The organism is Pseudomonas sp. CCI1.1 (assembly GCF_034348165.1).
In the GTDB taxonomy this organism is placed as follows: Bacteria; Pseudomonadota; Gammaproteobacteria; order Pseudomonadales; family Pseudomonadaceae; genus Aquipseudomonas; species Aquipseudomonas paracarnis.
The window spans coordinates 1,161,080-1,174,496 of the sequence record NZ_CP133780.1 but is presented as its reverse complement, the minus strand read 5'-3'; the positions used below and the strand labels follow the sequence as shown (position 1 = coordinate 1,174,496).

General features: G+C 56.9%; 12 protein-coding genes and 3 pseudogenes. 6 read left to right on the top strand and 9 right to left on the bottom strand.

Annotated features, from left to right (window positions below; all coding sequences use genetic code 11):
- Nucleotides 1-61: 61 nt before the first annotated feature.
- Genes RHM69_RS05065 through RHM69_RS05055 form a run of 3 tightly spaced genes read left to right on the top strand, consistent with a single transcriptional unit; the run spans nucleotide 62 to nucleotide 3,708 of the window.
- Nucleotides 62-301, top strand: a complete 240-nt coding sequence (locus RHM69_RS05065; RefSeq protein ID WP_017335987.1) for a ribbon-helix-helix domain-containing protein — start codon at nucleotides 62-64, stop codon at nucleotides 299-301.
- The gene (locus tag RHM69_RS05060) at nucleotides 301-711 is read left to right on the top strand and encodes a putative toxin-antitoxin system toxin component, PIN family (protein WP_017335986.1); all 411 of its coding nucleotides are present in this window, start codon (nucleotides 301-303) and stop codon (nucleotides 709-711) included. The genes RHM69_RS05065 and RHM69_RS05060 overlap by 1 nt, the downstream gene beginning before the upstream one ends.
- Nucleotides 712-714: 3 nt before the next feature.
- Complete coding sequence (locus RHM69_RS05055) at nucleotides 715-3,708, top strand: Tn3 family transposase (RefSeq protein ID WP_019334756.1); 2,994 nt, start codon at nucleotides 715-717, stop codon at nucleotides 3,706-3,708.
- 102 nt (nucleotides 3,709-3,810) lie between these two features.
- Here RHM69_RS05055 and RHM69_RS05050 read toward each other — a convergent pair whose 3' ends face one another.
- The 4 genes from RHM69_RS05050 to chrA all read right to left on the bottom strand — a co-directional run bounded on the left by RHM69_RS05050 (nucleotide 3,811) and on the right by chrA (nucleotide 8,265).
- Nucleotides 3,811-4,662 carry a universal stress protein gene (locus tag RHM69_RS05050; RefSeq protein WP_020302552.1) on the bottom strand — a complete coding sequence of 284 codons (852 nt, stop codon included), beginning with the start codon at nucleotides 4,660-4,662 and terminating at the stop codon, nucleotides 3,811-3,813.
- A gap of 11 nt (nucleotides 4,663-4,673) precedes the next feature.
- Complete coding sequence (locus RHM69_RS05045; RefSeq protein ID WP_017735063.1) at nucleotides 4,674-6,161, bottom strand: SulP family inorganic anion transporter; 1,488 nt, start codon at nucleotides 6,159-6,161, stop codon at nucleotides 4,674-4,676.
- 582 nt (nucleotides 6,162-6,743) lie between these two features.
- Nucleotides 6,744-7,049: a PadR family transcriptional regulator gene (locus tag RHM69_RS05040; protein ID WP_017335982.1), complete on the bottom strand. Its 306-nt coding sequence runs from the start codon at nucleotides 7,047-7,049 to the stop codon at nucleotides 6,744-6,746.
- A 10-nt stretch (nucleotides 7,050-7,059) separates the two neighbouring features.
- Nucleotides 7,060-8,265 carry a chromate efflux transporter gene (gene chrA, locus RHM69_RS05035; protein ID WP_017735062.1) on the bottom strand — a complete coding sequence of 402 codons (1,206 nt, stop codon included), beginning with the start codon at nucleotides 8,263-8,265 and terminating at the stop codon, nucleotides 7,060-7,062.
- 368 nt (nucleotides 8,266-8,633) lie between these two features.
- Between chrA and tnpC the strand changes: the two are divergent.
- A pseudogene (tnpC, locus tag RHM69_RS05030) lies at nucleotides 8,634-9,635 on the top strand (IS66 family transposase); the annotation flags it as partial.
- Nucleotides 9,625-9,894 (top strand): hypothetical protein, encoded by a 270-nt coding sequence (locus RHM69_RS05025; RefSeq protein WP_003458515.1) that lies wholly within the window; start codon nucleotides 9,625-9,627, stop codon nucleotides 9,892-9,894. The pseudogene tnpC and the gene RHM69_RS05025, both read left to right, overlap by 11 nt.
- A gap of 185 nt (nucleotides 9,895-10,079) precedes the next feature.
- Here the strand turns inward: RHM69_RS05025 and RHM69_RS05020 are convergent, their stop codons facing one another.
- Nucleotides 10,080-10,409, bottom strand: a complete 330-nt coding sequence (locus tag RHM69_RS05020) for a four-helix bundle copper-binding protein (protein ID WP_032489165.1) — start codon at nucleotides 10,407-10,409, stop codon at nucleotides 10,080-10,082.
- Nucleotides 10,410-10,601: 192 nt separating this feature from the next.
- Between RHM69_RS05020 and RHM69_RS05015 the strand changes: the two are divergent.
- Nucleotides 10,602-10,688, top strand: a pseudogene (locus tag RHM69_RS05015) (AAA family ATPase); the annotation flags it as partial.
- 154 nt (nucleotides 10,689-10,842) lie between these two features.
- Here RHM69_RS05015 and RHM69_RS05010 read toward each other — a convergent pair.
- The 4 genes and pseudogenes from RHM69_RS05010 to RHM69_RS04995 all read right to left on the bottom strand — a co-directional run bounded on the left by RHM69_RS05010 (nucleotide 10,843) and on the right by RHM69_RS04995 (nucleotide 13,394).
- A complete protein-coding gene (locus RHM69_RS05010) occupies nucleotides 10,843-11,010 on the bottom strand; it encodes a hypothetical protein (protein ID WP_020302555.1) in 168 nt (55 codons plus the stop codon).
- A 92-nt stretch (nucleotides 11,011-11,102) separates the two neighbouring features.
- Entirely contained in the window at nucleotides 11,103-11,351 is a 249-nt protein-coding gene (locus RHM69_RS05005) for a hypothetical protein (RefSeq protein ID WP_020302556.1), read from the bottom strand.
- 151 nt (nucleotides 11,352-11,502) lie between these two features.
- Nucleotides 11,503-12,357 (bottom strand): annotated as a pseudogene (locus RHM69_RS05000) (helicase-related protein); the annotation flags it as partial.
- 167 nt (nucleotides 12,358-12,524) lie between these two features.
- Nucleotides 12,525-13,394 carry an HD-GYP domain-containing protein gene (locus tag RHM69_RS04995; protein ID WP_223198360.1) on the bottom strand — a complete coding sequence of 290 codons (870 nt, stop codon included), beginning with the start codon at nucleotides 13,392-13,394 and terminating at the stop codon, nucleotides 12,525-12,527.
- Nucleotides 13,395-13,417 lie beyond the last annotated feature (23 nt).

Sequence of the window (13,417 nt, the reverse complement as noted above, 5' to 3'; positions counted from 1 at the left end):
CGTTGCGGCGCAGTGAGGATCGAGTGTATAAACACATAAACACCTAACATTGGAAAAAGTCATGAATACCACTCGCTGGAACGTCGCCGTCTCCACCGACACCGACCAATCGCTTCGCATGTTTCTGGCCAGCCAAGGCGGTGGCCGTAAGGGCGACCTGTCGCGCTTCATCGAAGAAGCGGTGCGGGCACACATCCTGGAGCTGAGCGCCGAACAGGCCAAGGTTTCCAATGCCCATCTGAGTGAGGCCGAACTGACCGAAGCGGTTGAAGAAGCGCTCGACTGGGCGCGTAAGCGCTGATGCGGGTTGTATTGGATACCAACATTCTGTTCAGTGCGCTGATCTCACCGCATGGGTCTCCTGATGCGATCTATCGGGCCTGGCGTTCAGCTCGCTTCGAGGTGGTGACTTCACGGGCACAGCTCGACGAAATTCGTCGCGCCAGTCGTTACCCCAAGCTTCAGGCCATCCTTCAGCCTGCCAAAGTGGGGGCCATGATCAATAACCTGCAACGCGCCGTGGTATTGGAGCGGTTGACCATTGAGGTTGAAGCCGATGATCCGGATGACTCTTTTCTGCTGGCCATGGCTTTGGCGGGCAATGCGGACTACCTAGTAACCGGTGATCGACGCGCAGGCCTCTTGCAGCGCGGACATATCGAACGCACGCGGATTGTCACCCCCGCCGTGTTCTGCGCCGAGGTACTGTGATCGATGCCGGTTGGTTTTCTGACTCAGGAGCAACGCGACGGCTTTGGTCGCTACATCGATGCGCCCAGCCGTGATGAACTGGAGCGCTACTTCCACCTGAGCGATGAAGACCGTGAAGCCGTCCAGGTACTACGGGGCAACCATAACCGCTTGGGCTATGCCGTTCTGCTGACTACCGTTCGCTTCGTCGGTGTTTTGCCGGACAAACCCACGGCTGTGCCGGTGGAAGTCCTGCTTGTGCTTTGTCGGCAATTGGCAATCGCCGACCCTGACTGTCTTGTACGTTATAGCGATCATCGTCGCTGGATACATGCGGCCGATATTCAAGAGCGCTATGGCTATCGCCACTTTACTGACCCAGGCATCGGCTTTCGTTTGAGCCGATGGCTGTATGCCCTTTGCTGGACTGGTACTGATCGTCCTGGCGTGCTGTTCGAACGAGCTACCTCATGGCTGCTCACACAGAAAGTCCTATTGCCCGGAATTTCCCAGTTAGAGCGCTTCATTGCCCAACTGCGTAGCCGGGTTGAAGAACGCCTCTGGTACACCTTGGGCCGCAGCGTGACCGAGGAGCAAAGACAGCACCTACAAGACTTGCTTCTGGTGGCCGAAGGCAACCGTAGTTCCCGACTGGATCAACTACGCTCCGGCCCGGTGATGGTCAGTGGCCCTGCACTGGTTCGGGCGCTGCGTCGGCTGGATGATGTACGCGGGTTGGGTATCGCCTTACCGGCAGCTGCGCATATCCCTCCCAGCCGCATTGCCGCCCTGGCTCGCTTTGCCAACACCGCGAAGGTCACGGCCATCAATCGACTGCCGGCGTCGCGCCGGTTGGCGACGTTGGTGGCATTCGCGGTTTCCTTGGAAGCCAGTGCGCACGACGATGCTCTGGAAGTTCTGGAAGCGCTACTGCGTGATATCTTCAACAACGCAGAGAAGGCTGACAAGAAGGCTCGGTTGCGTAGTCTAAAAGACCTGGATCGCTCGGCGGCAATGCTCGCCGCTGCGTGCAAGGTCGTGCTGGATAGCTCGATCAGCGATGACAATGTCCGTGCCCGGCTGTTCAACGACCTGCCACGTGTCACGCTGGAGAAAGCCCTGGAAGAGGTCAATGCGTTGATCCGTCCGGCCAACGATGTGTTTTACCTCGCTCTGGAGGAGCGCTACCGCAGCGTGCGCCGTTTCCTTCCTGACTTATTGAAACATATTCGCTTCGGCTTCAGCCCGGCGGGTAAGGGTGTGGCGGCTAGTTTGGACTGGTTGCAACTGAACTTGCCTCGCAGGAAGCCGGAGGATGACGTGCCGCAGGAGATCGTGGCCAAGGCTTGGCAGAACCACATCACTCGCGAAGATGGCTCCCTCGACATGGGCGCCTATGTCTTCTGCACGCTTGATGCACTACGCACGGCCCTACGCCGCCGCGATGTCTTTGTTGCACCCAGTTGGCGCTATGCCGACCCGCGTATCGGTCTGCTCGATGGTGCAGAATGGCTGTCGGCGCGACCGATCATCTGTCGCTCACTGGGCCTGACTGTGAACGCCAAAACCACCTTGGACGCCTTGTCTGCCGAGCTGGATGCGACTTGGTACGCAGTCGCCGCTCGCCTGCCCGACAATCCTGCGATCCAGTTGAGTGAGAATACAGAGGGCAAAACCGAGCTGTCCCTCGGAGCGCTGGAGAAGCTGGAAGAGCCCAACTCGTTGCTGCAACTGCGTGCAGCCGTGGCCGACTTGATGCCGCGTGTCGATTTGCCGGAAATCCTGTTAGAAATCGCCGCTCGTACCGGCTTCACTGAAGCCTTCACCCATGTGTCCGAACGCAATGCGCGGGCCGACAACTTGGTGACGAGTTTGTGCGCAGTGCTCTTGGGAGGAGCCTGTAACACCGGCCTGGAGCCCTTGACTCGCAACGACAACCAAGCGCTGCGCCGTGACCGAATGTCCTGGGTGAGCCAGAACTATCTCCGTGACGATACCCTGTCGGCAGCCAATGCCATTTTGGTGGCTGCGCAGAGTCAACTGGAGCTGGCTCAGGTCTGGGGCGGCGGCGAGGTGGCCTCCGCCGATGGCATGCGTTTTGTCGTACCTGTGCGTACCGTACATGCCGGCCCTAACCCGAAGTATTTCGGTACCGGCCGGGGCGTCACCTGGTACAACCTGATCTCCGACCAGTTTTCCGGTCTTAACGCCATTACGGTGCCCGGCACCCTGCGCGACAGCCTAGTATTGCTCGCGGTTGTGCTGGAACAACAGACCGAATTGCAGCCCACACAAATCATGACCGATACCGGTGCTTACAGCGATGTGGTGTTCGGGTTATTCCGTCTGCTCGGTTATCACTTCTGCCCGCGCCTGGCTGATGTCGGCGGTACCCGCTTCTGGCGCACCCGCCCGGACGCGGATTACGGCAAGCTCAACGGACTTGCTCGCCAGTCAGTCAAGCTCGACCTGATCGCCGAGCACTGGGATGACCTGTTGCGTTTGGCTGGCTCACTCAAACTTGGCCGAGTGCCGGCGACAGGCATCATGCGCACCCTACAAACGGGAGATCGTCCGACCCGTCTGGCCCAGGCGTTGGCAGAGTTCGGACGGATCGAGAAAACCCTGCATACGTTGACCTACATTGATGATGAGTCCAAGCGCCGCGCCACCCTGACCCAACTGAATCGCGGCGAAGGCCGACACAGCCTGGCTCGCGCCGTGTTCCATGGCAAACGAGGCGAGCTTCGCCAGCGCTACCGAGAAGGCCAGGAGGATCAACTCGGTGCCCTGGGCCTGGTGGTAAATATCATTGTGCTATGGAATACCCTCTACATGACGGCTGCCGTGGAGCGGTTAAAGCAGCACGGCTACCCGGTACAGGACGAAGACCTGGCTCGTTTGTCGCCGCTGATCTTCGAGCACATCAATATGTTGGGACGGTACTCCTTCGCGGTACCAGAAGAGGTCGCCCGAGGTGAGCTACGGCCACTGCGTAATCCAGACGACGATATTTAGGTGCGCAGGTCGAACTCAGTGGGCTATGTTGTCAGATAGCTTAGATGGGATTGACCACAGCATTTCTCAATAAGTAGAAACACTGTGGCTTAGAGAGTTATCTCAGCGCAGCAGCAATACAGGCATGGTGGCTGTTCGAAGCATCGTCGTAGTCGTGCTTCCTACCAAAAACTGCCTGATGCGTGAATGCCCATAGGCACCCATGACCAGCAGATCAATGCCGTGCTCTGTCTGATAATCGTGCAGAGCCGACTCCACCTCACCTTGTCTGATTTCAGCTTGGACTAGGAAGCCAGCCGAGAGAAGCATGCTTTGTGCTTTTCCCAGTGCCTCGTGATTGCTCACCGAATCTGCACCGACCGTAACAAGATGAATGGGCAAGTCTTTGCAAAGCGAACTGGCGGCAAACATTTGGATGGTTTTGTAGGCTGTGGAGCTGCCGTCAAATGCGAGCATCACCTTTTCGGGCTTTTTATAGCTGTTGGCTGTGATCAGGATAGGCCGGTGAATTGTTCGCACTACAGCTTCTATCTGGCTGCCAAGGCTGTGCGCGTTGCGTGAGTTGTCTTCACCCACTCTTCCTATCACCAACAGTCGAATATCCTCCTGAAGGTCGCTCAGACTTTCTACCAAGTGTCCGTGGCGCTGCTTCAGCTCAGGAAACGCAGCGCCGGAAATGACCGTTCGCTCCCTGGCCTTTTCCAGCATGTGTTGGCCCTGTTCCAGAGCGAGTCTGGCGCATTGGGCATCCAATGTAGCCAGCTCCTCCAGCAGATGCTCTCGACTGCCGAGACCAATATTTCCACTTAGGTCAGCTGCTGCTGGGTATTTCTCTTCATCCAATACGTGAAGCAAGGTAAGAGGCGCGTTGAGTCGCTGCGACGCCCATGCTGCGTAGTCGCAGACCGCCAATGAGGATTGTGAGTTATCAATACATGCCATTACGTGGGTCATTGTCGATCTCCTTAGTGGCTCATGAGCTTGTCGATGGCGCCAGGTTTGTCATGCACGCCAAAGCGGTCAACGATTGTGGCGCTGGCCTCATTTAGACCCAGCACTTCAACCTCGGCGCCCTCGCGACGGAACTTGATTACCACTTTATCCAGCGCGGCGACGGCGGTGATATCCCAGAAATGCGCCTGTGTCAGATCGATGGTGACCTTGTTGAGCGCTTCCTTGAAGTCAAAAACTTCGGTGAACTTGTCTGCCGAGCTGAAGAACACCTGGCCTACCACGCGGTAAGTCCGATGCGACTCCGTCTCTTCAAGACTGCTCTTGATATCGAGGTAATGTCCGACCTTGTTCGCAAAGAACAACGAAGCCAGCAGTACGCCGACCAACACGCCGTAAGCCAGATTATGCGTTGCCACGACCACCACAACGGTCGCGACCATGACGAGGTTGGTCGACAGTGGGTGCTCTTTCAGATTGCGCAAGGAATCCCAGCTAAAGGTGCCGATGGATACCATGATCATCACAGCAACCAATGCAGCCATCGGGATCTTGGAGAGCCATTCGCCGAGGAAAACGACCATCAGCAGCAAGAAAATGCCCGCGCACAATGTGGAGAGACGGGTACGTCCACCGGATTTCACGTTGATGATCGACTGGCCGATCATGGCGCAGCCTGCCATACCGCCGAGCATCCCGGCAGCGATGTTGGCAATGCCTTGACCCTTGCATTCACGGTTTTTGTTGCTGGTGGTATCGGTCAAATCGTCGACGATGGTCGCGGTCATCATGGACTCAAGCAGACCTACTACGGCCAAGGCGGCTGAGTACGGGAAGATGATGCGCAGAGTTTCAACGTTCAGCGGGACTTCAGGCCACAGGAAAATCGGCAGCGTGTCCGGCAGTTCGCCCATGTCACCCACAGTGCGGATATCCAGACCGAGGTAAATAGCAATGGCCGTCAGGGCCAGGATGCACACCAGCGGCGAGGGAATCAGCTTGCCGATCTTCGGTACATACGGAAACAGATAGATTATTCCGAGGCCCACTACGGTCATGGCGTAAACGTGCCAGGTCACGTTGGTCAATTCAGGTAACTGCGCCATGAAAATCAGAATCGCCAATGCATTCACAAAGCCTGTGACTACCGAGCGCGAAACAAAGCGCATCAGAGAGCCCAGTTTCAGGTATCCAGCGAGGATTTGAAGCGCCCCGCAGAGCAAGGTGGCTGCCAGCAAATACTGAAGCCCGTGATCTTTTACCAGGGTGACCATCAGCAGTGCCATCGCACCGGTAGCTGCCGAGATCATGCCGGGTCGACCGCCGACGAAGGCGATGACAGCACAGATACAGAAGGAGGCGTAGAGACCGACCTTGGGGTCGACGCCGGCAATGATAGAGAAAGCAATGGCCTCCGGGATCAGCGCGAGCGCGACCACGATCCCCGCGAGCACGTCTCCACGGACGTTGGAAAACCACGTTTGTTTGAGCGATTGCAGCATCAGAATATCCAAGGCAATGCACCACACGCACACCAGGCAGATGGCGAGCGCGTCGATACGAATTCAAGTTGTGAGGATTATTTGGCTGTGTGCCTTGGGTGTAAAAACCGGGCATACAGCAGTACGCGACCGCGAGCGAAACTAGCGGAAGCGAGATGTTGCGAGGGGGCGTAGCGCTAAGGCGGCGTAGGCTGCCAGTAGATCGTTTGGAGTACAGTCATGCTGGTGTTCCTGTAGCTCAAGAGGTATGGCTGAGCGATAAAGTATACAGTGAAGATATCGTCAAATGCGACCTGCTGCCTCGTTTGGGTCAGTTCTTCCAGCCGTGCTGATCTCCCTAGGGCAAGTCTTTCTAGATTAAACCGCGACGAACTCCGCTGTCAGGCAGTGTACACATGGTGGAGAGATCAATTCAGATCCTCCTGGGGTCGATAGAGAAATCGGAAAAAATCGTACGCTAAGCATTCGGCCTGTCAGGTTGAGGCCATAGAGATTGACGCCTTGGCGTCAGAAAATGCAGAAAGCGGCCCTAGTCTGACGCGGTGCCAGTGAACCGCCTGACGCCGAGTTGAAGCCGTAAACTCAGCAACCTTCGATCAACTCGCCGAACAGTTCCTTAACCTTTGCACGTGCCTCGACCAGCGCAACTTGGCCTTGCTCAGTGATCTCATAGACACGCCGTTCACGTCGCCCGGTGCGTTCGTGGCGTGAGGTCAAATAGCCCTTCTTTTCCAGCCCGTGCAGCATTGGGTATACCGTCCCGGCGCTCAGCTCGTAGCCGTGTCGTTGCAGTTCTTCGATGATTCCCAGTCCGAAGACGGGCTTCTCGGCTGCATGGTGAAGTATGTGCAGGCGGATCAACCCGCCGTACAGGTCTTTATCTGTCATTTTTCGTGCCTCACAGCGCGATACTCAACAGCCAACCCGCTGCACCGCTGCCGACGACAACTAGCCACGGCGGGAGCTTCCAGAACATCAGTGCGACAAGGGCGACCAGGGCCAAGACAAAGTCTTGCGGCTGAAATATGGCGCTAGTCCATACAGGGTGATAGAACGCGGCCAGCAGCAGGCCAACCACCGCCGCATTGACCCCAGCCAGCGCGGCTTGCATGCCTGTATTGCGACGCAGACGCTCCCAAAATGGCATGGCTCCCACAACCAGCAGAAAAGAGGGTGCGAAGATAGCCAGTAGGCACACAATACCGCCGACCCAGCCAGAGGGAGCGGTGCTCATCGAAGCACCAAGGAACGCGGCGAATGTGAACAATGGGCCGGGCACCGCTTGAGCCGCCCCGTACCCCGCGAGGAAGGATTCATTACTGACCCAGCCGGAGGACACCACTTCGGCTTGCAGCAGCGGCAACACAACGTGGCCACCACCGAACACTAGTGACCCCACACGATAGAAGGCGTCCACTACCACCATCGTTGGACTTGGCAGCAATTTTGCCAAGATCGGTAGGCCAATCAGCAGGGCAAAAAATAACGATAGCCAAAGTGCGCCGGCCCGGTGACTGACCGTGATAGGTAGTGGGTCGTGCTCAACAGTATGTGCTGGCTTGAACAATAGTCGGCCTATGATGCCTGCGGCAGCAATCACACCAACCTGCCCCCACGCGGACGGTACGAGCAGGACAGCACAGGCGGCAATCGCCATTATTGTGACTCTCAGCCCATCCGTACACAGGTTGCGCGCCATGCCCCATACCGCTTGGGCGACTACGGCAACGGCCACCACTTTTAGGCCATGCAACGCGCCCGGCGAAACGGAATCCCCATAGTTGGAAATGCCCAGCGCGAACAGGATTAAAGCTACGGCCGAAGGCAGCGTAAAGCCTGTCCAAGCAGCCAGCGCCCCGCTATATCCAGCCCGTGATAGCCCCAACGCTATGCCGACCTGGCTGCTTGCTGGGCCTGGAAGAAATTGGCACAGCGCCACTAAATCAGCATAGCTGCGTTCAGACAACCAGCGCCGTCGTGTGACGAACTCGTCACGGAAATAGCCTAAGTGCACGATGGGGCCGCCGAAGGAGGTCAATCCAAGTCGTAGAAAAATAAGAAAAACCGACCATGGGCTGCGGTCATCGGTGGAGGTATTAGTCATGCGTTGGCCTACCTGATTTTCCACAGATTAATCCATAATAATCGAACTTCGATAACGAAATTCGATTTTATAGCTGCCCAAAACGACTGGAGTACCGTGCAATTCGTACTGGGTGTCGCAATGCAAGTAATCGATGTTGTGCTAGCCGCTGGTTTTGTCTGCTAGCACAGTTCATTAGCAAAACACGCTTGGCCTTAGCGTACGATTTTTTCCGTTTTCTCTATTGCCCCCCTCCTGGTCACTCCGAATGCAAATAACTGGTCAAGAATGCAGCCGGCTGGTCAATAACGGCGCCAATGGGTGGTCAAGTTGCGCAATGGTTTTATCGAGTCGGATGCCTGGGAAGAGGGCTCTGAACGGAGCTAGTCGGGCTTACGTTGGTTTTTGGTTCCATTGCTCCCCAAACCCCATCTATTGATCTGCTGCGGCCGATCGTGGATGCCCAGACCGACAATGTTCTGCGCAGCCGGGTGTTGGCGATGGATGAGACGCCGATTAAAGCTGGCCACCAGGGTCGGGCAGGCCCACAAAAAGGCAAGATGAAATCCGGCTGGTTCTGGCCGTTATACGGCGATGCCGATGAAGTGGTGTTCACTTACTCGAACAGTCGAGGCCGAGCCCATATCGAGCAGGTACTGAACGAACAGTTCAGCGGAACTCTGATCAGTGACGGCTATGCTGCTTATGCCCGCTATGCCGCCGCACAGCAGAACATCATCCACGCGCAGTGCTGGGTGCACAGTCGTCGTTACTTCATTGAGGCGCAGAAGGACCACCCGATAACTGCCACCGAAGCCCTTCAGCAGATTGCCAAGCTATACACCAACGAAGAAGAGATCCGCGTCCAGCAACTGACCGGCGAAAAGAAACGCCAGTACCGGCTGCTCCACTCAAAGCCGGTGGTCAGCGACTTCTTCCAATGGTGCCGGGATCAACTGGCACAGGGCGGTCTGCTGCCCAGTGATTTATTGACCAAAGCACTGAACTACGTGCTCAGCCGTGAAGCCAGCCTGACCGTCTTCCTGGAAGACCCAGACGTCCAGCCAGACACCAACCACCTGGAACGGGCCCTGCGCCCCATTCCCATGGGACGCAAGAACTGGCTGTTCTGCTGGACTGAACTCGGCGCGGAACACGTGGGCATCATCCAGAGCCTGATCACTACGTGCAAACTGCACGACATCAACCCGTACACCTATCTGGTGGACGTGCTGCAGCGCATCAGTCAGCACCCGGCCAGCAAGGTCGCTGACCTGACGCCTCGGCTCTGGAAGACCCGGTTCGCCGATAATCCGTTACGCTCGCTGATCGATCCGCGCCATTCTGATCGACAGACCGCACAGCCAAAGGGCACCCTCCATGCGCATTGAAGACATGAGCATCGATCAGCTATTGGAGCTGAACCGAATGATCTGCCGGCGCATTGATGAACTGCAAGATCAAGAAAACCTGCAGGCGCTGAGTCGGCTGCACGTGGGGCTGAAGGTGACCTTCGAAAGCCGAACTGGCTTGACTATGGGGATCGTCACCAAGATCAACCGCAAGAGCGTGATCGTCCTGGCCGAGAACGGCACGAAACAGTACAAGGTCTCACCGGAATTGCTAAGGCCCCTTCGGGACGTAAAGTAAGTCCAGTACGTCGTGGAATGAACGCTTACGGTTTGGGTGAGCTCGGCCAGCGGATATCTAGGCCTTTTCTGCTAGCAAGTCAGCTGGCTTAGCTTCAACTGCACATGCTGGGATATAAGGTCATTCCGGCGAAGCTGCTCTGGCAACGAGATGACGAGCTTTGCCAGAGCAGCAAGTCGCGAATGTTACGCAGCCATGCGCTCGCATTCTTCAGCGCACTTCATGCACGCTTTGGCACACTCTTGGCAGTGATCCACTTGATGTTTCGCGCATTCCTCTCCGCATGCACGGCAGATCTTGGCGCAAAGGGCACAAAATTCTTTAGCGTAATCACTTTCGCGACTCATCAGTATGGCGGCCAACCTACAAATGTCCGCGCAGTCGCGGTCAAGCTCGATGCAGCGTGCCATCATTTTTACGTCATCCTCACGCAGGCAAGCAGAGGCGCACGTTTCGCACACAAGGGCACAGTTCGAACAAGCTTGGATACAGGAAGCGAACATTGAGTTTGTCATTGCGTTCTCCAGGGTTCGATAGTTGTATGTCGTCGGTGCCTACTGACCGATACGGCTCATCAGCCTGTTAGCAGGCACTGAATTATGACACGCTCCTACCGAGCCCGTTTCGAAAAACTTCATTACAATGTTGTAAGGTAAATCCAACCGCACCGGGGCTCTGCGGGCGCAGTTGGTGGCGATGTGGCAGTCAGTAGCTTGGCGGCCCAGGCCAAGATCAAATCACGGGAGCGAAAGCGTAAGGGCAGCCAGGAACCGGAGGACGATGAGCCGTTCTGATTTCATGGCGACGACGGCCTGCTACATGGCTGCGTGTGGCAGGTCTTAAACAACTGAACTGGGCTAGCGAAGGAGTGGGGGCAACAGCAGCTGCGCTGGTAGACTTATCCACAGTTGCTGGTAACAAAATCAGCAATCCGCCCTGGGTCAAATTTCAATCGGCAGGGTGGGTCAATTTTCCATCAGCGCCAACAATGATCAGCCCACCAGCAAGCTGGCCATGGGCAATTAGTAGCCCACCAGCTTTGACATAGGTCGTCCCGGTAATCTGGCCGGTGGTTTCTCTCTGATCGTTGACTATCAAATCGCCTTTGTGCTGCATACCGAGCCCTCGATTCAATGAAGCGAAGATCGCTTCACTCCTACAGCCCCGGCCCTACAGATGCAGGGCTAGAGCCTTGCCGTTTTCCATGATCAGTTTGAGGTGCCGACAGCGACCCAGCATTTGGCTCCGTCGTACTCATTGCCGCCTTCTGCAATGAAAACGTGACCGTCTTCGTCCACTGCATAAGCGCCAGGCTGCTCGTGACCCGCATCTCGCAAGCAGTTTTTCCAGCCGTAAACCTTGTCCTGAAAAACCAGCACAATGCCTCCTTGGCGCTCGGGATTGGCGTCACGGTATCGCCTAGCGGCGATCCGTACCCTGCTTAGTAGATCGACCATCACGTTTTCCTTAGCCATACGGCTTGAACTGCTCAGCCCAAATCTCGACCTTAGCGCATTGCCTACTCTTAGGTTCGCCTCAAGGTACCCTACAAGTCCTTCCGACATATCAAAAAAAAGCCCCCTTACGGGGGCTAGCTATAACGATGACTTAACAAGCTACCAGTTGCCTGGCCAACGCCATTTCAACCGAATCGCCATCCTGGTTCAGCGAATCGAGCCCAGACTCAGGCACGTCACCAGACGTGGATTGCGCTACTGCGATCTTCTTGGCCATCAGCTCCAGGCAAGCGATCTGCGATGTTTTGGCGTAGCCCAGAAACACCACCCGTACCGCCTGCTTTTGTCCGATCCGCCAAGACCGGCGCGCAGCCTGCTGTAGCGTGTAGACGTTCCAGCCCGTCTGCATGAAGCAGATGGTTGGAAAGTCCAGAAGATCCAAACCCGTCTTTACCAGCTCGGGATTTGTGATCAACACGTCAACGCCTTTATCCACCTGGTCGAGGATCCAGTCTTCACGGCGAGCCGTGTCTACCGATGCGCGCAACACCGCGACCTTCAAGCCGCCCTGTTCGAGGATGGCCTTCAATCGCGAGGTTGTGTCACGCGTTCCCGTGTATACCGAGTAGGCCAGAACCCTGCGCCCCTTGGCTTTTTCCTCCCGACAGAGCTCAAGCAGCTTTCGCTCCTTGGGCATCAGCTCTCCATCAGGAAAGATCGTTGGCACAAATGCCAACAGGGCCTTGGAGCGAGGATGCTTCACTGTTTCGGCCCGGAAACAACAGTCGGGCCATGCCAATAGGACGTTCAACACAACGCCTAGAAGCGTTGTGTCCCTACGAGCCAGTGCCTGTCTCAGTTCAGCTGTCAGGGTTGCAGCCAGCCTGGCGTATGCCGCGGCTTGCTCATCAGCCATGTCCACCTCGACGAACTCCTCATCGTAGGGTGGCAGCACGTTTCCACCGATGTCCTTGAGTTTCAGGAAAACGGTGAATGGCAGCACGTAGGGGATGTAAGCCGGAACCCCAGAAATTTCCGTCACCCTAGTTGGGTGGGCTCAACACTCGTGTCACCAGCTACCTTCTGGAGAATCGAGCTCGGCCATCCCTCCCTGGACGGGCATCGCTCGACGATGTTCAACGGCTCCCTCACGGGGCCGTCGTTTTGTGGGGGCTATTCCATCCACAAGTCGTCGAGGTTCTTGAAGTTCCAGAGCGTCGGGTCTTCGGGGCCAGTGATACTGTCCTTGCAACTCGTGGCCGCCAGGTCGATGGTCTGCATCGGGATCGGCTCTCTCGAGCGTAGCGAGAAGAACACGCGAACCTTGGGAGTCAGCAGTGATTCCATTCCCGGCTCAACGACAACGGCCAGACGCTGAGAGGACAGGCGAACCAAGGAGCCGACGGGGTAGATGCCCACGGCCTTGACGAAGGCGTGGAAGATGCGTTTGTCGAAATGGCCCTCCCACTTGGCCATCTGCCGCATCGCCGCGGACGGGTCCCACGGCTTTTTGTAGGCTCGCTCCGACGTCACGGCATCATAGACGTCGCAGATTGCGCCCATGCGGGCCAGGAGTGAAATGGCGTCACCGGCCAAGCGATCCGGGTAGCCGGTTCCGTCGATCTTCTCGTGATGGTGCAGGGCAATGTCCACCACCCCGGGCTCGGCCCCGCCTGCGCGCAGCATCTTTGCGCCCTCCACAGGGTGGCGCTTCATGATGGCGAACTCGGCATCGGTGAGCTTGCCTGGTTTGTTAAGCACTTCCAGCGGCATCGCGGCCTTGCCTAGGTCGTGCATCAGTCCGCCGATGCCAGCCAGGCGCGTTTGCTCCTCGTCTAGATCGAGATGCCGGGCCAGCGATAGCATCAGGGCGCAGACGGCAACCGAGTGCAGGTAGGTGTAATCGTCGTGCGTTTTGATGCGTGCGACGCTGATGAGGGCATGAGGTTGGCGCAGCACCGAGGCAGCGATTTCTCCGACCAGCGGCAACGTCGTGCTTGGGTCGACGGCCTTGCCAAGCCGGGCTTCCTGGAACATGTCCATGACTTGGGACTTGGCCGCAAGAC